Origin of the sequence: Anaerocolumna sp. AGMB13025 (genome assembly GCF_029689925.1) — a bacterium.
Lineage (GTDB): Bacteria > Bacillota > Clostridia > Lachnospirales > Lachnospiraceae > Anaerocolumna.
This window is the reverse complement of sequence record NZ_CP121445.1, coordinates 6,583,468-6,604,680: the sequence shown is the minus strand read 5'-3', so window position 1 is coordinate 6,604,680 and position 21,213 is coordinate 6,583,468. Positions and strand designations below refer to the sequence as shown.

General features: G+C 40.4%; 16 protein-coding genes. 10 read left to right on the top strand and 6 right to left on the bottom strand.

The features are described 5' to 3' along the window. Nucleotides 1-38 precede the first annotated feature (38 nt). From QA584_RS27700 to QA584_RS27680, 5 genes are all read left to right on the top strand, one after another. Nucleotides 39-386 carry a hypothetical protein gene (locus QA584_RS27700; protein WP_278272329.1) on the top strand — a complete coding sequence of 116 codons (348 nt, stop codon included), beginning with the start codon at nt 39-41 and terminating at the stop codon, nt 384-386. Continuing rightward, nucleotides 367-1,086 carry a PHP domain-containing protein gene (locus QA584_RS27695; protein ID WP_278272328.1) on the top strand — a complete coding sequence of 240 codons (720 nt, stop codon included), beginning with the start codon at nt 367-369 and terminating at the stop codon, nt 1,084-1,086. Before QA584_RS27700 ends, QA584_RS27695 begins: the two co-directional genes overlap by 20 nt. Nucleotides 1,087-1,486: 400 nt before the next feature. After that, on the top strand, nt 1,487-2,701 hold the full coding sequence (locus tag QA584_RS27690; RefSeq protein WP_278272327.1) for a hypothetical protein: 1,215 nt from the start codon (nt 1,487-1,489) through the stop codon (nt 2,699-2,701). A 47-nt stretch (nt 2,702-2,748) separates the two neighbouring features. Then, nucleotides 2,749-3,612, top strand: coding sequence for an aminoglycoside 6-adenylyltransferase (locus QA584_RS27685; RefSeq protein ID WP_278272326.1), 864 nt, complete (start codon nt 2,749-2,751; stop codon nt 3,610-3,612). 59 nt (nt 3,613-3,671) lie between these two features. After that, the gene (locus QA584_RS27680) at nt 3,672-5,399 is read left to right on the top strand and encodes a M3 family oligoendopeptidase (RefSeq protein ID WP_278272325.1); all 1,728 of its coding nucleotides are present in this window, start codon (nt 3,672-3,674) and stop codon (nt 5,397-5,399) included. A 292-nt stretch (nt 5,400-5,691) separates the two neighbouring features. Here QA584_RS27680 and QA584_RS27675 read toward each other — a convergent pair whose 3' ends face one another. Continuing rightward, on the bottom strand, nt 5,692-6,123 hold the full coding sequence (locus QA584_RS27675; protein WP_278272324.1) for a hypothetical protein: 432 nt from the start codon (nt 6,121-6,123) through the stop codon (nt 5,692-5,694). 7 nt (nt 6,124-6,130) lie between these two features. After that, a complete protein-coding gene (locus tag QA584_RS27670; RefSeq protein ID WP_278272323.1) occupies nt 6,131-6,457 on the bottom strand; it encodes a hypothetical protein in 327 nt (108 codons plus the stop codon). Between the two features lie 215 nt (nt 6,458-6,672). Between QA584_RS27670 and QA584_RS27665 the strand changes: the two genes are divergently transcribed. Both QA584_RS27665 and QA584_RS27660 read left to right on the top strand, forming a co-directional pair. Then, nucleotides 6,673-7,395: a LytR/AlgR family response regulator transcription factor gene (locus tag QA584_RS27665; RefSeq protein WP_278272322.1), complete on the top strand. Its 723-nt coding sequence runs from the start codon at nt 6,673-6,675 to the stop codon at nt 7,393-7,395. Further along, entirely contained in the window at nt 7,395-8,666 is a 1,272-nt protein-coding gene (locus tag QA584_RS27660; protein ID WP_278272321.1) for a sensor histidine kinase, read from the top strand. Before QA584_RS27665 ends, QA584_RS27660 begins: the two co-directional genes overlap by 1 nt. A 116-nt stretch (nt 8,667-8,782) precedes the next feature. On the opposite strand, the gene QA584_RS27655 is transcribed toward QA584_RS27660, so the two are convergent. The 4 genes from QA584_RS27655 to QA584_RS27640 all read right to left on the bottom strand — a co-directional run bounded on the left by QA584_RS27655 (nt 8,783) and on the right by QA584_RS27640 (nt 13,638). Next, on the bottom strand, nt 8,783-10,243 hold the full coding sequence (locus QA584_RS27655; protein WP_278272320.1) for a 4Fe-4S dicluster domain-containing protein: 1,461 nt from the start codon (nt 10,241-10,243) through the stop codon (nt 8,783-8,785). A gap of 40 nt (nt 10,244-10,283) precedes the next feature. Further along, nucleotides 10,284-11,456: a SpoIIE family protein phosphatase gene (locus QA584_RS27650; RefSeq protein WP_278272319.1), complete on the bottom strand. Its 1,173-nt coding sequence runs from the start codon at nt 11,454-11,456 to the stop codon at nt 10,284-10,286. A 197-nt stretch (nt 11,457-11,653) separates the two neighbouring features. Beyond that, complete coding sequence (locus QA584_RS27645; RefSeq protein ID WP_278272318.1) at nt 11,654-13,396, bottom strand: [Fe-Fe] hydrogenase large subunit C-terminal domain-containing protein; 1,743 nt, start codon at nt 13,394-13,396, stop codon at nt 11,654-11,656. Then, the gene (locus QA584_RS27640; protein ID WP_278272317.1) at nt 13,393-13,638 is read right to left on the bottom strand and encodes a (2Fe-2S) ferredoxin domain-containing protein; all 246 of its coding nucleotides are present in this window, start codon (nt 13,636-13,638) and stop codon (nt 13,393-13,395) included. The genes QA584_RS27645 and QA584_RS27640 overlap by 4 nt, the downstream gene beginning before the upstream one ends. 518 nt (nt 13,639-14,156) lie before the next feature. Here QA584_RS27640 and asnS point away from each other — a divergent pair. From asnS to QA584_RS27625, 3 genes are all read left to right on the top strand, one after another. Beyond that, nucleotides 14,157-15,548 carry an asparagine--tRNA ligase gene (asnS, locus tag QA584_RS27635; RefSeq protein WP_278272316.1) on the top strand — a complete coding sequence of 464 codons (1,392 nt, stop codon included), beginning with the start codon at nt 14,157-14,159 and terminating at the stop codon, nt 15,546-15,548. Nucleotides 15,549-15,805: 257 nt separating this feature from the next. Next, the gene (locus QA584_RS27630) at nt 15,806-19,378 is read left to right on the top strand and encodes a J domain-containing protein (protein WP_278272315.1); all 3,573 of its coding nucleotides are present in this window, start codon (nt 15,806-15,808) and stop codon (nt 19,376-19,378) included. Nucleotides 19,379-19,388: 10 nt separating this feature from the next. After that, nucleotides 19,389-21,083 (top strand): molecular chaperone HscC, encoded by a 1,695-nt coding sequence (locus QA584_RS27625; protein ID WP_278272314.1) that lies wholly within the window; start codon nt 19,389-19,391, stop codon nt 21,081-21,083. The last annotated feature ends 130 nt before the right edge of the window (nt 21,084-21,213 follow it).

Genomic DNA, 21,213 nt, shown 5'->3' with positions numbered 1-21,213 from the left:
GTATAGTTTGCCGCTTCATGCAGCAGATGGAGGTAATAATGACAGTACAGGATTTAATTGATAAGAATATATTTAAAGTGATACATGCAGGAGATAAGTTAGACCGGGTTATAACAAAGCCTTTTTGCTGTGATTTATTAAGCATTGCCATGGGTAAGGCTCCCACAGATGCTGCCTGGGTCACAGTGATGGGTAATATTAATACACTGGCGGTAGCTGTCCTTGCCGATATTGCCTGTATCATCTTAGCCGAGGGGGCGGTGCTTGATGAAGCAGCACTGAATAAGGCTAAGCTTCAAAAGATTACGGTACTTTGTACCGAAAAGCCCATATTTGATGCATCTCTTATGGTGCATGAATTACTCCATGCTTCCATTCAGCTATGATCTTCATCTTCATTCCTGTTTATCACCCTGCGGCGATGCAGATATGACCCCCGGCAATATCGTCGGTATGGCAGTGGTAAAACAACTGGAAGTAATCGCACTTACCGATCATAACTCTTGTAAGAATTGTCCTGCCTTTTTAAAAATTGCTGAGGACTACGGGATTATTGCAATACCCGGAATGGAGTTATGTACTTTGGAAGAGGTACATGTGGTATGCTTATTTCCTACCCTGGAAGAAGCCATGAAGTTTGATGAATACGTGTATGGGCAGTTAATACCCTTTCCCAACGAGGAAAACATATTCGGAAAACAGGAGATCTGCAATGAAAGGGATGAAATTATAGGTAAGGAAGCCAATCTCTTAATCAATGCAACCAATATCTCCTTCGACCGGGTTTATGATTTAGTGAAGCAGTATCAGGGAATCATGATTCCAGCGCATATTGATAAACCCACTAACAGTCTGATATCTAATTTAGGCTTTATACCGCCGGATTCTAAATTCTCCTGTGCCGAGCTTAAGGACTTATCTAAGCTTCATAGCTTAAGAAATTCAAACCCCTACCTGGAGCAGTGCAATATTATAAGCAATTCCGATGCCCATTATCTGGAGCATATCAATGAACCGGTGCATTTCCTATATTCAGAAAGCCGGGATATCAGGGATATTTTAAAGGCATTAGTTACAAATCCATAAGTTAATATGTGCAAAATAAGATAGTTAAGCAGGCGGACAGTAACACTTAATTGTTACTGTTCACACCACTGCTAAAAACATCAGTGATGTGAACAATAACACGCTTCGCGATGCACACAAAACGCAAAAACAGCGTTTTGGCGCTGCTATTCTCCGGTTTTCTGTGAATTTCGCTTCGCTACACTGACAAAAAACACGTCGCGTTTATCACTTGTGAACAGTAACACTTAATTATCAAATTTCAAATAATTACAAGGCATAGCTTCACAAATACCGGGTAGGTATGTTATGGTAGGATATATAAATTTATCATAGAAGATTATTGGCATGACTGCTTAATAGGGATGCTTATTAGCTGTCCGTTATAGAAGGCCAGTAAAAACAACAAAGGAGAAAAGGCATGAGGAAACACACCAGAAAAAGTAAGTACATCTTGGCTTTTATTTTGCTGTTATCTTTATTACTGATGGGAGGCTGCCAAGGTAGGGGGTACTCAAAGAAAGATGCAAAATCCATAATGACCGAATTTATTCAGGAAAAGTATGGAGATGTGCCGGAATTTGAATGGGTACGCTGGCATAGGAATAAAGATTATTCACAAGGTTATTATGCCAAAACAAAAGAAGGCTATTATATTCGTATGAATGTCTTTACCCAAAAAGGTGAAAAACCCAAATACCGCTGTCTGGATACCAGAGAATATCCTAAGGTAGAGGAGGTCTTTAAAGCTGTTATAGCAGATAATCCACTTTCTGATAATTATGAGGTGTTTTATAATCCTATTTCTGAGGACAGCCCGGATGAGTTATGGGAGAGTTTACAAAAAGCTGCCGAGCAGAAGTGGGACGGTGATTTAGAAAAATTTTTGTCCTATCCAATGGAAACGCCACATTATGCCTTTTTTAATGAAACTAATACTCGCGGTTCCTTATACATAGCAATACGACCGGACAGCCTGACTGACTATGTGAATAAGTATGGCAGCTTCAGTGACTATGTAAAAAATCTGAAGGAAGGTTTTTCAGACGTGATGTCTTTAAATGCCCTGGTTGTTACACCATCACTACCTGTTCAGGCCTTGAAGGATTTAAATTTACTACAATTAACTACTTTTGGACTCGTTAATTATGAACAGTCAAAACCAGTGATGATACCCAGTCAGGCAGAAGGTGTGGAAGGTTATTTTGTTGAGGACCCTTATTCAGATTCACCTGTTGCCACGGATAGTCTGGCACTCTTATCTGCTGATCCCCCAAAGGAGCCGATTAGCCGCTTTACGGATGAATCTTTTCGCGTTATCAGTCCCCTTTATCGGGTGGATAAAGCTTCAAATATAAATATATCACTGCTCTTTGACTTCTCTGTTATCCTTAAGAACTATCTCTTAGAGAATCCCAAAGCACAACTGGGCCGGGATTTTGTGCTGTTAGAGATAGATGAATACGGTAATGTCGATCCGGTAACAATGCCGGTTTATTCAGCAGTCTTTCCTTCACCGGAAGCTTGGATTAATTATCTTACCGGTGATAATAAGTATACCTATACCGATAGTTATTATAAGAATACGACCCAGATATGCTTTGCGGTACCGGTTAAGGAAACGGCAGAAGAATAGGTCCATAAAGTTATAAATGGAATTTAGATACGGGGGTGTGAAAGACTATGAGACCGGAACAGGAAATAATGGCTTTAATCATGAAGAAAGCAATAGAAGATGAACGAATACGGGGAGTCTCTATGGATGGCTCCAGAGCAAACCGTAATGCGGTCCATGATATCTATAGCGATTTTGATATTGTTTATTATGTTACGGATGTGCGGGAATTTACGAAAGATAAGTCGTGGATTCAGTATTTTGGGGAGATATTAATTGTACAATGCCCGGCGGATTGGTATTCCCATCCTTATGATTATAATAGTCATGATACCTTCGCTTATCTGATACAATTTGAAGACGGAAACCGTATTGATCTAACGATAGTGGATATCAGAAATATAGAAAAAGAGGCTTTGAATCAAGAACCCAGGATAATTCTTTTGAACAAGGATAATTTAAAGGAATTGATTCCCGTAGAGGATGAAAGAGAATTTTTCATTAAGAAGCCGGAGGTTATGGAATTTAATAATACCTGTAATGAATTCCGGTGGTTGTGCATCTATATTTCAAAGGGTTTATGCAGAGAAGAACTGTATTATGCAAAGTATGCCTTTGATGTCCTGGTTATGAATATGTTTATTAAGATGTTAAACTGGAAGATAGCCGCAGACCATCTGTTTCAGGTTACAACAGGAAGCCACAGCAAATATCTGAAGCGGTACTTATCAGAGGAAGAAATGAGCCGGTTCCAGGCTATATTTCCGAGTGGAGAATATGAGGATATCTGGAATAAACTTTTCATAATGTATGATTATTTTGCAGAGCTGGAAGCTTACGTAGCTGAAAAGCTTGGGTATTCAATAACTATAGAGGAGACAGAACGTGTAAGGCAGTTTATATGGAACAGACGAGTCGCTGCAGGAAAGTAATCTGCAAACAGGTGATAAAACTAGCAACCTATTTTTTGCCTAGATAAGGGGAACGTGTAATGACCAAGTTGAGAAAAGGTATCAAATTTAGTGACATGACCTACAAAAGACCGGATATGGAAGCGGTGATGGCGGATATGGAGAACTATTTTAAACGTATCCAGAGAGCATCTTCTGCCAAGGAACAAGAAATATTATACCGGGAATATGAAAAAAAATTTTATGAAGCTCTGACCATGCAGGAACTAAGTACAATCCGTTCTTATTTGGATGTCAACGATGAATTCTATAGCGGGGAGCAGGAATACTGGGATAATGTAATTCCAGAAATTCAGGAAGCAGAAGCCAAAATACATAAAGCCCTGGCGACATCGCCATATCTGGAAGAACTAAAAGAAAGCCTGGGCAGTACTATACTAAAAAAATGGGAACTGGAAACCCAGACCATTCATGAGAAAATCCTGCCCTTGATGGCAGAAGAAAATGAACTCGTTACAAAATATACAAAATTAGTGAGTGGAGCAACCGTTGACTACAAGGGCGAAACGGTGTCCCTGTCAAAGATGAAAACTTTTTTTGATGACCCCAACCGGCAGGAGCGCCGGGAAGCTTTTTATATCTACCACCACTGGTTTTATGAACACCGGGAGGAATTAGACGGTATCTATGATGAATTGGTTAAGAACCGTACAAAACAAGCCAGAGAGCTGGGATTTAACAGCTATACGGAATTAGCCTACCTTATAAGAGGAAGAATTGGTTATGGACGGGAGGAGATTGAAGCCTTCCGTAAGGAAGTCTTAAAAAAATGGGTGCCTTTTGTGGCCGAACTAAAAGAAGAGCAGCGTAAGCGGCTTGAAATACCTACATTCCGCCTCTATGATTCGCCCCTTAGATTCAAAGACGGCAGTCCCAAGCTGAAAGTTAAAAATCAGGAATTCCTGGAAGCCGGAATAAAGATGTTCCATTCCCTGAGTAAAGAAACCGGAGATTATATCGACTTTCTTACGGAAAATAAACTTATGGACCTGTTTGACCGTCCCGGCAAAGTTCCTTATGATGGCTTTAGTGAAGATATTACTGCCTATAACGAGAATTTTATCTTTGGTCATTTTAACGGGAAAGAAACTGATCTGGAAGTATTTACTCATGAATTCGGACATTCTTTTGCCGGAGAAATAGCGATTCGTCAGCCGGATTTAATCATTGCATCAAGAAATCCCATCGGACAGGAGATCGCCGAAACCCATTCTAAAAGTATGGAATTGCTTACCAGCGGCTTTGACCAGCTTTTTTTTGATGAGTATAATCTGAAAAAGTACCAACAGAAGAAGATAGAGTACGCGGCTTACTTTATCAGTTCCATTTGTATCGGCGATGAATTTCAGCACAGGATCTATGATAATCCAGAGATGACGCCAGAAGACCGGAACATAGCCTATGAAGAGATATATAAAAAGTATAATCCATATATCGACTATTCCGACCTCCCCTTTGAGACCTGGGGATGTATGTGGCAGGACACCATGGTGATTTATGCTATGCCTTTTTATCTAATCGATTACGCCTTAGCACAGACCCTGGCACTTCAGTTTTATGCGGAATCCCTGCTGGATCTGGAGGGTGCCTGGAAACGCTATATGTCATTTTTGAGTAAGGCGGGTACCAGGACTTTCACAGGGATTGTAAAGGAATGTGGGCTTCGGTCACCTTTTGAGAAGGATTGTTTTGATTATATATATAAGAGCGTGAAGGATATTAGGAGTAAACTTCATAACCAAAATTAGCAGCACGGTTTATCTTGTTGGCTGCCGCACAATCTAAAGCATATAGCTGGTTAAATAAACACAGCATAATAATCAGTATGTGATTTAGATTGTACGGCAGCCGGCTAGGAGGTAGATATACATATATAAATTTGTGTATCTCTGATTAATAAGTACATAAGTATCTTTTGAGATGTAATTATCTGATCCGGCTGTCTTTCAGGGCAATACAGCTAAATCACATATAAAATATTTATTTTACAAGTGTCAAGAGTAAAAACCAATTGCTGGCGCAGTATGATTTAAACTATTTTTATACTTTATTTTCGGGATTTTTGCACAACAATAAGGTGGCTTCATAAAAGCACCATTGGCAAGTGGTACAGATGACAGGGACATTGGTTCCATCTAAACAGTTATGAGAAGGAATGCAGCTTAGGGAGCGCATTGCACTCTTCGTAGGGACCTGGTCCCTGATATCCTCTGTACATCGCCTGCACAGCCACATATTACAAAAATATTGACCAGATACAATAATACATCCCTCGGCATTGCGGCAGCCCCCGTTTACATTACCAAGTTCTTCGTGGATAACATCATTGGTTTGAGGTAATAACTGCTCATAATATATGCCTGCCCCTTCTGTAAGAATTATACCGTCTTCTTTCGCTAAAGCCAGAGAATCGCTTCGTTTATTATTCTCATTTACAAGTTCAAGTAGTTCGGGTATAAATTGATCGCTCATGATTTTTTCATCCTTTCTTTTCTGTCAGTTGCTGTTTTTCTGTTCTGAATCCCAAAATCATTGCAGTGAAAAAGTAATAGGGTTTATGTAATACCTTGTTATACTGCCTTACTGTTTCATTAAAGAGCTTTATACTTAACGATAATTGAGAACTGGCGCAGTTAAAGTCTGCCCAGGAGCCTGCCTCATCAGCTGATTTCTGATGGAGATAAATCTGCTGTCTGGCACTTATGAGTCCTCCCCTTAAACGGGAAAACAGTTTCCATACGGTGTAAAACCACAGTATTATAAGGGCAGAGATGGCGGCTGCGGTTATGAGGATAAGAAACCACATGGTTATCACGTCCTAACATAATATATTTAGTGACAGTCCAGTAACGGATACCTGAAAATAATGAATTAATTATTTTATAGCACATAGCTTGGGGTATTGGGACACAATGGCGTGAAATGGAGCTTTTTCACCATGAAATGATAATTTTTGATAGTGACATACAATATAATTCATACTATAATGAAAATGAAATGAATTCACTGGGAGGGACAGTTTTGAAAATCGCTGTTTGTGATGATGATTTGCAGGAACTTGCAGGTATATGCACTTTAATTGGCGAGTACCGGTGCGTAAAACATGGAGATATTACTTATAAAGCTTTTGACAATCCGATTGAACTTGCAGAATGTATATCAAACGGGGCTTATTTTGATATGATTCTCTTAGATATTATTATGCCCATACAAAATGGCATAGAAACTGCAAGGGAAATCCGAAAATATGATAAGAATGTTAAAATTATATTTCTTACCTCATCGTCTGAGTATGCAGTTGACAGCTATGGGGTGGGTGCTTATTATTATGCATTAAAACCGGTGAATCAGGATAATTTATTTTTACTGCTTGAGAATGTCATAACAGAATTAAGAAAGCAGGAGGACAGTATCGTAATTAAATGTAAAACGGGAATATCCCGGATACGCTTAAGTAAACTCTGCTATTGTGAAGTTATCAATAAATCTATCTATTATTATCTTAGTGACAATACCGTGCTAAAAAGTTACGGAAGCTTTACAGACCTTGATACCCATCTGGCAGGTTTTCAGAACTTTATTAAGCCCCACCGTTCCTATATTGTGAATATGGCTTATATTGATTCGATTTCTGCTAATGAAATAATTATGGAGTCAAAAACAAAAATTCCTCTCTCTAAACTTAAGGCCAATGAAATTAAGAATGCATATTTATCCTTTCCGTTTCTGGGGAGGGAGGAATAATGGAGAACATTCTTTTTATCATAAATTATGCCTTTGCACTTATATTTGGAGTAACCTTGAGTTTTTCCCTTGCAGGTGCTGCAAAATCAAGAAATGACAGGATAATCCTATGGGGTGTGTGCGCCATTATTGGAATTTTAGAATTCGTTGTATATTTACTGTTAGGACAGGATTTTTTATTTAAAGCGTATCCTTTTCTCATTCACCTTCCGTTAATCGGATTTCTTGTAATTGTTATGAAAAAGCCGCCTCTGCTGTCAGTCATTGCTGTTACGACAGCCTATTTGTTATGTACTCCAAGAAAATGGATTGGGACTTTTCTTGCTATGCCGTTCCACCATTCACAAGAAATTTCCTATATGGTCCAGATCATCATTACCATTCCAATGGCCTACTTCATATGCAGGTTCTTTGCGCCTCATATTGCTGCTCTTAAAAATGAATCAAAAAAAATAGCTAAACTATTTGCTATTGTACCTTTAGTGTACTATGTCATGGAGTATATATTAACGGTTTATTCAGAGCTCCTCTATAAAGATACGGGAGCTGTTGCAGGCTTTTTAGACAGTAATATGGCTATTTTATACTTCTTCTTTTCCATTGTTTATCTCCATGAGATCAGTCAGCGAAAAGAAGCGGAAATGGATCTAAAGATTAATTTAATAAAGTCGGAACAGGCGGAAAAAGAGATCGATCAGCTTAAAAAAAATCATGAACAGGCAGTGATTTACCGTCATGATTTGCTGCATCATCTAAACTATTTAAGTTCTTGTCTTGAAAGCGGAAATACCAAAGAGGCCCTTGCTTATATGAAGGAAATCTGTACCGACCTACACAATCAGAAGGTTGAAACATATTGTACGAATAATTCCATTAACTTAATTATGTCTGCTTACATTGCCAAAGCCAAAGGCTCAGACATAGGGGTTGTGGTAGATTTTGAAATCTCAGATGACTTGACCATACCAGTTACGGATTTATGTACGCTTCTTGCTAATGGAATGGATAACGCCATTCATGCCTGCGAGAAAATAAAAGATATAAAAAAACGCTCCATCCATATTGCTGCCCGTATGCAGAAAAATAAATTGTTCATAAAAATTGAGAATCCCTTTGAAGGAACCATTGAATTTGACGGTACAATGCCGGTAGCAAAGGAATACGGTCATGGTACCGGTACCAGAAGCATTGCGTTAATCGTAAAAAAGCATAATGGATTATTTAATTTTGAAGCAGCAGACAATGTTTTTACAATGATTGTTGCGGTTTAAAATAACATGCTCATAAACTGCCACTTAGATGAATCCAAGGACAGAATAGCAGTGAGCATGTAAACCCCAGAAGTTTGCTAAAACTCCATCAGTCTTAGAATTAATTAGTTCTAACTCTATTTTGTCCGATGCATCGGTATCTTTAGTTCCTCATACTGCTTTATATTCTCATTGATTTCTCGGTCATCTGCCTTGGCAAAAAGCTTATCCCGGTTCACAAATGCCTGACGTCCGGTTAATATACTGCCGGGACCATTCTGGCAGCCGCCTTCGCATACCATGCCCTCTATAAAATCTTCGGGAAGTTTGCCGGCTTTTAAAAGCAATAAGGCCTTTTTACATTCCGCTGCTCCGTTACAGGCCTTTACAGACAGATAATAGTCCTCTTCCTTTTCCTTTAAGGATTGTATAACTGAGGCAGTAACACCTCCTGAGATACAAAACTTCTTTCCATATATGCTTCCCTGCTGAAGATTATCTTCTGCCGCAGCCGGTTCCACGTTCTTTGCCCGAAACATAGCGTATAATTCATCCAGGGTTAAAGCATAATCAGCACCATTTAAAGCGATGGTATCAATCACCTCGCCTTTCTTGGCGATACAGGGACCAATAAATACGCAGACAGCTTTTGGGTGAAGAGATTTAATCAGCCTTGCGGTGGCAGTCATGGGAGAAACGGTGGTCGATATATTTGGTTCTAGTTTTGGATAATGTTTTCGGACCATTTTAACAAAGGAAGGGCAGCAGGAGGTAGTCATCTTTTTGCCGTCCCGGTGAGCCTCGGCCCATTCCGCCGCTTCGTTTACAGCAGTAAAATCGGCACCCAAAGCCACTTCATACATGTCCTTAAACCCTAATTCCTGTAAGGCTTTTGCCATACCGGCGGCATTGACCTCAGATCCAAACTGACCTTCCCAGGCAGGGGCTAACATAGCAAAAACCTCCAACTCCGGATTTTCTATTAAATCAATCACATCCACCATAAAAGAACGGTCGGAAATCGCACCAAAGGGGCAATTTTCAATACAGGCACCGCAGTCGATACACTTTTCTTCGTTAATCACTACGATATTATTATCATCCATGGTAATGGCATCTACCGGACAGCTTCTCTTGCAGGGACGCATTAAGTCAGCAATGGCATTATAGGGACAGACCTGGGAACATTTACCGCATTCCTTGCACTGATTCGGGTCAATATGGGCCCGGTCTCTGAGCATGGTGATGGCACCAAAGTTACAGGCAGACTGACAGCGTTTACCCATACATTTCTGGCAGTTGTCCGTTACAACAAAGCGGGTAATGGGACAGCCTTCGCAGGCAGAGTTAATTACCTGAACCACATTTTTATTATCACTGCCTGCCAAAGGGGATTTTCCTTCTGCTAAACGGATGCGCTGTCTGATGATTTCCCGCTCTTTATAGATACAGCAGCGGAAATGAGCCTGAGGTCCTGGAATCAGTTCATAAGGAAGTGCCTCTTTTTTCGCTTCCAATTCACCGGAAAATGCCAGCTTTGCAACGCCGTAAAGGACTTCTTGTTTAATCGTATCAATATTTGTATTATCTCCAAGCATGTTATCGCTCCTTACATATGTACAGCAGTTAAATATTTGGTTAGAAATATTTAACAGTAACTTGTTTGCCCATTTTAAGCGCTGTATCCTTAATCTGTTCTACCAGATGCATACGAATGCTTAAATCAAAGGGCAGACCTGGATTCTGATGGGCTTCGTTAATGGCTTTCCCTACGAAAAGGTTAAGGACGGTGCAGTCTTCTATAATTAGTTTGGCGACTTTTGAGCCGCCGTTGTCCTTATCCAGTTCCTCGAAGAAAAACTCATCTACATTGCCTTCCACGTAATGCTTCATCAAAACCAAAGCCCTGGATAAGGTTAACACACCTTCGGTCACTAAGTCAATGTCTTCGATCCAGGCAATGGGTGGAAGTGCAGGATCGGTATAGTTTAACGTGGTTTTGATAGGCCTGTCAAGTATTCTGGAAGCGATATTGGCGCTGGTGCCGCCGCAGATGATTTTTTTGGTCTGCTCTTTCATAAATTGATGAATCAGGTAAGCATCATCGCCTTTATCTGAGGGGGGACCGGTTAGAAGATTTATAATTTTGGTATCAATGATTCGGGCAACGGCAACGGTGGTGTCATCCCCTGGTACCTGCATATATAAGTCGTTGCAGGCCTTGGTAAGGACGGTTGCAAGTCTTGAGGCGGAGAGGGATTCCTTCATGGCGGTAAGAGCATAATCTGCCATACTCTGCCAGGTCCAGCCAAAGTTTAAGAGCTGACCTACGCCGGCGTGGATTACTCCGTCACTCATTAATATAAAGCAGTCATTTAACCTTACCTGAAACCGGTATTCCCGGATGGTTTTACTCTCAAGTACTCTTTCCTTGCAGGGAATTTCAAGGAGTTTGCCGTCACGGATAAATACACAGCTGGGATTATCAAATTCGACTAAGTAAGCTTCTCCGTTATGAAAAATCTGTAAGATACTAAAGGTGGAGTAGGCCACATGGCGGACCTGACAGACAGGAAGGGTTTTGGCGATGGTTTCCACGCAGTCGTCAATTCCAGCGCCATTTAAAAACATAGTGCCAAGAATTTTTGAGGTAAGGGTCGCCAGGATATTGGCTTTTACTCCGCTGCCCATGCCGTCTGCCAAAATCATAATATTGGAATCTTCCGTTTTTAGCAGTTCAACTTTATCGCCGCATAATTCTTCATGATGTTTATTTAAACTTTTGTAGGAGGCATCGATTGTTACGTTCATAAACCCGCTCCTTTCTGTGATATAGAGATTGAGGTATTTGTGAAACTCAAATATTGTAGGTATATACCACGAGGTTAACAAATTTCAGAGCTGAACCTTAACAAAAGGGCAGTTAAAACTGAGAAATTCATATTAATGGTATGGTATATTCTACAAACTTCATGGTTTTGCAATTGTTTGATATATAGTTTCAGGTGTTATAATTTATTTTTAGGTTGTTCCACACCATCAAAAAGTATGGTATCCCTTAATTTTGTCAGGGTCACTTTAGTCTCAGCCGTAGTTTCACCAAGCAGCCCGGCTATCTGCTGGGCTACTAACATCTGCTTATCTATGACCTTTTGGGCCATTTCAATGGTGTCTACTTTTATCTTATAGGCCTGTTTTATTTTCTCCTCTTCTTCGGTAATATCCTGGAATATTCCAAGGACCGCATTCTGTTCCTGAACGTATACGATATTCTGCAGGGTGATAAGTCCCTGGTCCGGATATTCTACCTTTTTGCTCATAATAGGTTCGTGGGTATTTAAGACCTCCATAAAATCGGTATGGTCGATCAACTCATAAAGATACAGTTCCTTGGCTTTCGCTCTTGCTATATGAAAATAACTTTCTGCCGCTCCGGAGAATTCCACAATTTTTAAATCGGAATCCACCAGTATTATGATACTTGGAGTTGTATCTAAAACTACATTGGCCATGGATTGGGCTTTTTCATGCATATATGGGATACACATGGTAAGTTCGGCTTTGCCCTGATATACCGCGATTGCTTTCTCGCGGCAGCTGATATAACCGCAGGCGCCGCAGTTTAGCTCATCCTCCGGTTTGGTCTTTCCGATCTTACTTAAGATATGGGTTAGTTCTTCTTCTGTGGGAAGAGGATCTTTTGGAGAGCGGTTTAGGAATACCTTATGAAAGGAGATGTCGGCTCCACGTTCAAAAAAGGCAGTATCCGTCAAAGGCTTTTTGGGAATCGCCTCCTCCATATCAAGCTTTACTTTAAACCGGGAGATGGCATCCCTGTCGACAGCAGAACCTTTAATACAGCCGCCGTTACAGATATCCGCCTCAATGAAGCAGCCGGATACTTCACCCCGCTCCATACTCTGGAATAATTCAATGCAGTTTTTAATGCCGTGGACATAAAATTTGCGATAATTATCCGGAGATGTTCCGGAAGCAACAACGGAGGATAAGACACCGCTGCTGATCGGATACAAGCGGTTGACCATGGGGTTGGGATTATGGGGAAGGGTATCTTTTTGATCCAGGATATCGATATGTTCTTCTTTTAACCATTGCTCTACTTCGGGGAAATTAATTACAGCATCAATGTAGCCTACGGTTCTTGGATCACTTTCTGCCTCCCGTTTTTTGGAAATGCAGGGACCTAAGAATACGATTTTTACGTCATGACCCAATTCCCTGCGAAGGAGCTTACCATGGGCAATCATGGGAGAGTCTACGGGTGCCATGTATTTGGTAAGACTGGGGTAATAGATTTCAATGAGATCATTAACGCTGGGGCAGCAGGTGGTTATAATATTATCCATGGTGCCTGCGGTTAGGAGTTTTTCATATTCTTCCGTTACAAAGGCTGCTCCTTCGGCGGTTTCCCGAACCATGGCAAATCCAAGTTTCATTAAGGCAGTAATGACCTGACCGGGAGTTTTGTATTTTAATATACCAAGATAAGCCGGTGCTAAGGAGATGATTGTGGGGATTCCGGCCCGTAAGTAGCCTTTTACCTTTTCTAAATCACTGATAAAGGTCTTGGCATTCTGTGGACAGGCTTCCAGGCAGTGACCGCACAGAATGCACTTATCATTCATGATCTGGGCCTGTTCGTTTTTTACAGTAATTGCTTTTACTTCACAGGTCCTTACACATTTATAGCAGTTTCTGCATTTTGCTTCTTTAAAACCGATTACATTCATTCCTTAAGCCTCCCAAGTACTTCCTTTTCAAAGAAGTTATTGGTATTCTCCGGGGATAAGGAGAATATGTCTTCCCCGATTTTTACGCAAACACCCTTTACACACTGACCCATACAAAAGGAACCGTTTAATTCAACTTTGTTTTCTAATTTATGTAAGGCTATCTGCTGTTCCAGTATCCGAACTATTTCTCTTGAACCTTTTATATGACATGAACTTCCAATACATATTGTAACTACCACACCTTTATCCTCCTCACAAAGATTGTTTGATATTTAACAATGTTCGATAGTTATTCTAACACTTATAGCTGGGGCTGTCAAAGGGTAATTGATTGGTGGAACGGGCTTGTATGCTGTATTTTTAAACATGGAAAATACATGAAAACAAACACTTCCAAAGACTAAGGCAGTATCCTGGTATCCCTGTAATTTTTTTGTATTGGAAAGGTTCCTCAAGCCACTTAAACTGGATGGACTGCGCCAAGGAGGAAATGAGTAACTGTCTGAACGAAGTGAGTTTTACTCATTCCCTCCTGTTTTAAGCAGTTCATCCAGTTTTAGTGGCTTGAGGGTTCTTTTCCTACAAAAAAATTACAGGGATACCAGGATACTGCCGCAAACTCTGCGCCTTATTCTTTCATCTCTGGAAGTGTTTGTCTTCCTGCTTTTGATGTCGGTACATAAAACTTTTCGGTTGTAATCATACTATGATATGATATAATAGAAAAAGAGTAAAATTTGACAAAGGAGCCAGATATATGGAACTGATTACAATTCGGGAATTGTATAGAGAAAAAGAAAAATATATTGGGAAAACTATTACAGTTGGAGGCTGGGTCAGAAGTATAAGAGACTCAAAGGCTTTTGGGTTTATTGTGTTACATGACGGAACTTATTTTGAAACACTTCAGATTGTTTATCATGATACGATGGAGAATTTCGCTGAGATTTCAAAGTTAAATGTAGGTTCGGCTATTATTATAGAAGGTGAACTGGTTGCAACACCAGAGGCACAGCAGCCTTTTGAAATTCAGGCTAAGAGCATTGTGGTGGAAGGAACTTCAACTGCGGATTATCCGCTTCAGAAGAAAAGACATAGTCTTGAGTTTTTAAGGACCATCAGTCACTTGCGTCCAAGGACCAATACCTTTCAGGCGGTTTTTCGTGTGCGTTCTTTAATTGCTTATGCAATTCATAAGTATTTTCAGGATCGTGACTTTGTATATGTGCACACACCTTTAATTACCGGAAGTGATGCAGAAGGTGCCGGAGAGATGTTCCGGGTTACTACGTTGGATATGGCGAATCTTCCTTTAACCGAGGAAGGAAAGGTGGATTTTGCGGAGGATTTCTTTGGTAAAGAGACCAATTTAACCGTAAGCGGTCAGTTAAACGGTGAGACCTATGCCATGGCGTTCCGTAATATTTATACCTTTGGACCTACTTTCCGTGCGGAGAATTCCAATACCACACGTCATGCGGCAGAATTCTGGATGATTGAGCCGGAGATTGCGTTTGCTGATTTAAAAGATGATATGATGCTGGCAGAGGGTATGATTAAGTTTGTGATCCGTTATGTTTTAGAACATGCACCGGAAGAGATGAAGTTCTTTAACCAGTTCGTAGATAAGGGCTTACTGGAAAGACTGGAACATGTTATGAATTCTGATTTTGGTCATGTTACTTATACCAAGGCAATTGAAATCTTAGAGGAAAACAACGACAAGTTCGAATATAAAGTAAGCTGGGGCTGTGATTTACAGACCGAGCATGAAAGATATTTGACAGAAGAGATTTATAAAAAGCCGGTATTTGTAACGGACTATCCAAAGGATATCAAGGCATTTTATATGAAGTTAAATGATGATAATAAGACCGTAGCTGCAATGGATTTATTAGTTCCAGGTATTGGTGAGATTATCGGCGGAAGCCAGAGAGAAGACGACTTAAATAAATTGGTTGCCAGAATGGATGAGTTAGGTCTTAAGAAAGAAGATTATGACTTCTATTTAGACCTTAGAAAATTCGGTTCTGCAAGGCATGCCGGCTTTGGACTTGGCTTTGAACGCTGTGTCATGTATTTAACCGGTATGGGCAATATCAGGGACGTTATTCCATTCCCTCGTACCGTAAATAACTGCGAATTATAATATCATAAGTACTGCCTTGACATTCTTTTCTTTCGTAAACCAATATCAAGGGGTATCAATCAAACCGGATTAACCGGAGGTATCTGAAACGGAGAGTTTGCGAAGGCAAGCTCTTTGTTTGAATCATAGATAGTACAGAAGAAAAAACCGTAAACTTACGAATAAACTAAGGGGATAGATTGAAAAATGCATTGCATTTTTAATCATTCTATTTAAGCAGTATCGCAAGCAGGCTTGCGATATGCAAGGAGCGGAGTATGACAAAACAAAGAATATTTAACTGTCTTGGCATTGAAGAAACGAAAGATTTAAATTTAATCAAGGAAGCCTACCGGAAGAAACTTGTAATGGTGAATCCGGAGGATGATGAAAAAGGCTTTATGGAACTGCGGGAGGCATATGAAGAAGCCTTGCAGTTTATAAAAGATGAGGAAGCCAAGGAAAAAGAAGGCAGGGAGCAGGAAGACGATAAGGCTAAAACAGATGTAGAGCGGTGGCTTATAAAGGTAGATCAGGTTTATTCCGATATTAATAAAAGAAAAGAGGTAACCTCTTGGGAGGATTTGCTCCGTGATGAGGTATGGATGAATCTGGATACCTCTTTTGAGGCGGGAGAAGGGCTGATTAGATACCTGTTGGAGCATTACTATCTGCCACAGTCTGTATGGCAGGTTTTGAATGAGGAATTACATTTTGAGGAAAACAAAGAAGAATTAAGGGAAAAATTTCCGGTGGATTTTCTGGAGTTTGCAGCCAGACAGGTTAAGTCGGAAGGGTTTTTGGAGTTTGACCTTTTTAAGGTAAACGGCGAGGCAGAGACAGATGCCTATATCAGACTGTACTTTAAAGTGAAAGGGGTACTTGACCGGGGGGAAGAGACAAAAGCAAGAGAAGAACTAATGAAAGATTTTGAGGAACTGGACAGCTATCCCATTTATCATCCTTATACGGAGGTGGAGAAAGTACGGTTCTACTTTAAAACAGATACAGACCTTTCCCTTCGTATAGCCCAAAAGCTGTTAGATGAGTACCCGGAGGATATCTATGTTTTATATCAATACGCGAAAGTAAAATGGGACAGTAAGGATTACATAGAAGCGAACCGGATCTGTGAGCTGATTGTTAAAATCTGTCCGGAACATTATCAGGCGAAAGCTTTTATTGCCAGGTATTTGTTAGAAACAAAGGAATATGAAAAAGCAAAAGCAATGGCGGAAGAGCTTTTGAATCTTTACCGGACCGATCAGGATATGCTAGATTGCCTGAAAAAAGCCAATGAGCAACTAATCGTACAGTATAAAGATAAGTATGAGGATTATAAAAAAGGGTCTTTAACTGCCGCGAGCTTACGTTCAGATAAGGACAGTTCTCTGGTAACAGAGGATAGTTCCAATGCAGACCCTGAGGGGGATAATAAGAGCGTTCAGGATTTGCTGATTGACTTAGGCTGGTGTTATTATCAGAATGAACGGTTTGCAGAATGTGAAAAGACTCTTCGGGAAATAACAGGGGAAGACAGGAAAGCCTATGATTTCTGCTATTTAAGCGGAAGGAATTATTTTTCCCTGACCCAGTATGAGAAAGCGTTAAAAGAGTTCCTGCCCTGTCTTGAGGTGTTAAAAGAGATAAAAGAAGCTAAGTCAGAAAAGGATAAGAAAAGAGTAAGACGTTTGGGCTTTATTAAATTTTGCGTGGCGTATTGCTATAAAGAAACTGGAGAATCAGAAACATCGATTCGTTATTTTAAAGAGGCTATTGAAGCAGAAGAAAATATAGGGGACCGTTTAAACTATATGGAACGGTTAGCTTCCTTATACCTTGAACTTAAGAATAACGAAGCGGCTATTGATCTCTGCGACCAGATTATAAAAGAGGATAAAAATTATTATCCTGCGTATCTGCGGAGACAGGAGGGGTACTTTAACCTAAGGGACTTAAAAGGGGTAATGGAGGATTATTATTCCTGTATCCAAATTTACGCCGGTTATGTAAAACCCTATCTGCTGGCGGTAAAGGCCCTTTATTATGCAGAGTATTATAAGGATGCACTGGAGATTGTTACAAATGCCAGGAAGGCTAAGCTTTTCAGTAATGAATTAGAGCTTTATAAGGTTAAGCTTATGAGTAGACAGGCCCAAACCCTGGCTGATTACGAAGCGGCAATAAAACTGGCAAGGGGTTTAAAGGGTAAGTTAAACCGTGAGGAGAATGATATTGAGGACGTTTCGGAAGTGGATTATGAAATGGCCAGACTGTATTATAACAAGGATGAGTCAGATAAAGCCTTAGAACACATACAGCAGGCTATCAAACTGTCACCTTCTGATATGCGCTATAAGATTCTGCAGGCGGATATATTCTTAGATAAAAAGGAATATAAGACAGCCTTAAATGCATATAAGCCACTTTCTGAGGCTTGGACAGAGCATGACGGTCTTCATTATAGTATGGGCAGGTGTCTGGAGGAGACAGGCAAAATAGAAGAAGCTATAGAGGAGTATAAAAAAACCTTGGAATTAAATCCCGAACATCGATTTGCCAATAGTTTGCTTATGAATCTGTACCAGGGCTATTACCAGAAAGGATGTCGCCGCCATAATTATGAAACTGCGCTAGCCTATGCGGACCGGCAGTTGGAATTAGTACCCAGGGATTATTATTATCTTGAGAGAGGTCTTTTATATATGGACGGGTATGAATTTGATAAGGCAATCGCAGATTTTACAAAGGCCTCCGAATTAAACCCGAATAACTTATATAATTATAATAATATGGGCTGTATCTATATAACCTTAAGAGAAATAGACAAAGCCATGGAAATGCTTCAAAAGTCCATATCTGTGGCAGAGAAAGGTGCTTCGGTACTGCCCTATGGCAATATGGCAACCTGTTACCTGTTAAAAGGACAGTATGATAAGGCTCTTGAATATGTGAATGAAGCACTTGAGCTCTTTCCGACTAATAGAAACCTATATAAGAAAAAAGCCAGTGTATATATCAGAATGGGCAATTATGCAGCCGCATGCGAGTGTTATGAAAAAGTATATGGAGATTCTGATTCAGAAAAGAGCAAGCTTTATATGGAGTGCGGTGAAATAAATGGTGAAGCAGGCTTATTCCTACGTGCGGTTATGAATTATAAACGTGCCATAAAATTGAGCCAGAAGAGTACAGAGGTTTGTATTTCATATGGGACATTCTTAATTGATTATGGGTTTTACCGCAAAGCTGCCAAATATTATTCTTTAGCAATGGCCGATATGGATAAGACAGACTGGACTTATATTAGATGCTGTATTGATTTTGCCTACCTTTCCTGGGCATCGGGACAGACAGAGAAAGCTGATAATTATGCCAAAAAGGCACTGAGCGAAATATTGAGGCAGTATGAACCCATTGAAAGCAGTGCTTCCGATGAAGATAATAATTCTGAAAAAGGGAATAGTTCCAATTTGGAACGTAATTCCCTAAAGGAAGGTACCTTTAGATATGAGACTTCTTCCAAAGAATATAAATCATTGTTGGAGTATGCTTCTTATCACATAAAAGGGCCAATTCGTCTTAATAACCTTGGTTATATCTATTTGTTTATGCAGGATGAGGAGAAGGCGGAGGAGTATTTTGCCAGAGCCTGTACCCAGATGCCCTGTGAAACCTGTAAATACTGCGGCTGTTATGAGGCATATTACGGGCTGGGACTTGTATATGAACAAATGTCCCTGCCGGAAAAAGCACTTGAGTACTATGAAAAAGCTTTGAATAGTAACAAGAATTATATACGATGCAAAAAAAGAATGAAAGCATTAAAGTCAAAAATAAGCAGGAAATGAGGGGGTACATATGATAATTGGAATAGATTTGGGAACTACAAATAGTTTGGCTGCTTACTTTACAGAAAGTGGTCCAGAAATTATACCAAACCGTTTGGGAAAGCATCTGACACCCTCGGTAGTCAGTATTGATGAACAGGATCAGATCTATGTGGGTGAAACGGCTGCGGAAAGGATGCTTTTATATCCCGAGTGCACTGCCGCTGTGTTTAAACGGGATATGGGAAGCAACAGAAAATTCACTCTGGGAAGCAAACAGTTTACGGCTGAGGAATTATCCTCCTTTGTGTTAAAGTCCTTAAAAGAAGATGCAGAACATTATCTGGGCGAAGAGGTAACCGAAGCTGTTATCAGTGTGCCGGCGTACTTTAATAATGAAAGAAGAAAGGCAACAAAGCGGGCAGGAGAGCTGGCAGGACTTAAAGTTGACCGTATTATCAGCGAACCAACGGCCGCGGCAATCGCTTACGGGCTGTATCAGAATAAGGAAAATGCAAAATTTTTGGTCTTTGACTTAGGGGGCGGTACTTTTGACGTATCGATCCTGGAATTGTTTGAGTCAATTATTGAAGTCAGAGCCGTGGCAGGAGATAATTTCTTAGGCGGTGAAGAATTTACCCAGGTATTGGAGCAGATGTTTTACGACAGTCATAAGGAAATTGATAAGAATGCCCTCAGTGCGAAAACCCAGGGTCATATACATAAACAGGCAGAACTCTGCAAGCGGGGATTTTCCCAGGACAAGACCTCTAAGATGCTTTGTACCATACAAGAGGAACAGATTGAGTATTCCGTAGACTTACAGGAATATGAGAAAAACTGTGAGAAACTGTTTGATAAAATCAAGCAGCCCATTAAGAAAAGCCTGGCAGATGCCAATATCCGTATCTCGGACATTGACAAGGTAGTTTTAGTTGGCGGTGGCACAAAGCTATGGATTGTAAGAAAATTCGTAAGTAAGCTATTTGGAATTATGCCGGATGCAGACATTAATCCTGATGAAGCGGTGGCACTGGGAGCGGCAATCCAGGGAGCCATGAAGGAGCGGAATAAAGCAGTGAAAGAGGTTATCCTAACGGATGTCTGCCCTTTTACCCTGGGTACAGAGGTAGTGGTAGACCGGGGTGATAACCGGTTGGAGGGAGGACATTTTTGTCCCATTATTGAAAGGAATACCACAATTCCTGCCAGTCGGACCGAACGGTTATATACGGTTAAGGATAATCAGTCAAAAATCAGAATTCATATCTTGCAGGGAGAAAGCCGGTTTGCCTACAATAACCTGCCCCTTGGGGAATTAGTCATTGATGTACCTGCTGCCCCGGCAGGTGAGGAAGCGGTGGATGTTACGTATACCTATGACGTCAATGCCATTTTAGAGGTTCAGATTAAAGTGGTTTCCACTGGGAAAAGCTTAAGAAAAGTAATTGTAAGCCAGCAGACGGATATGGATGAGGAGGAGATTGAAAGCCGCCTTAAGGAAATTTCTTATCTTAAGATTCATCCAAGAGACAAGGAAGAAAATAAACTCCTGGTATTAAAGGGTGAACGGCTTTATGAAGAAAGCACCGGTATGGAGCGGGGGCGGATTGCCAGAGCTCTTCAATTATTTGAAGATGCCTTGGATACCCAGGACAGTGGTGCGATTGAAGGAGCAAAAAGAGAGTTTAAGGAATTTATTAATGATATTGAGGATGCATTTTAGTTTGTTTTAGTAAAAAGATAGTTTCAAAAGAAACATAGGGTTCTCTTTAGGGGATAAGGATAGGGCTGGGAACAGCCCTTTTTTCTGACCCTTTTTTGGGTTGTCGTAAAAATGACAGTGTAGTCATTTA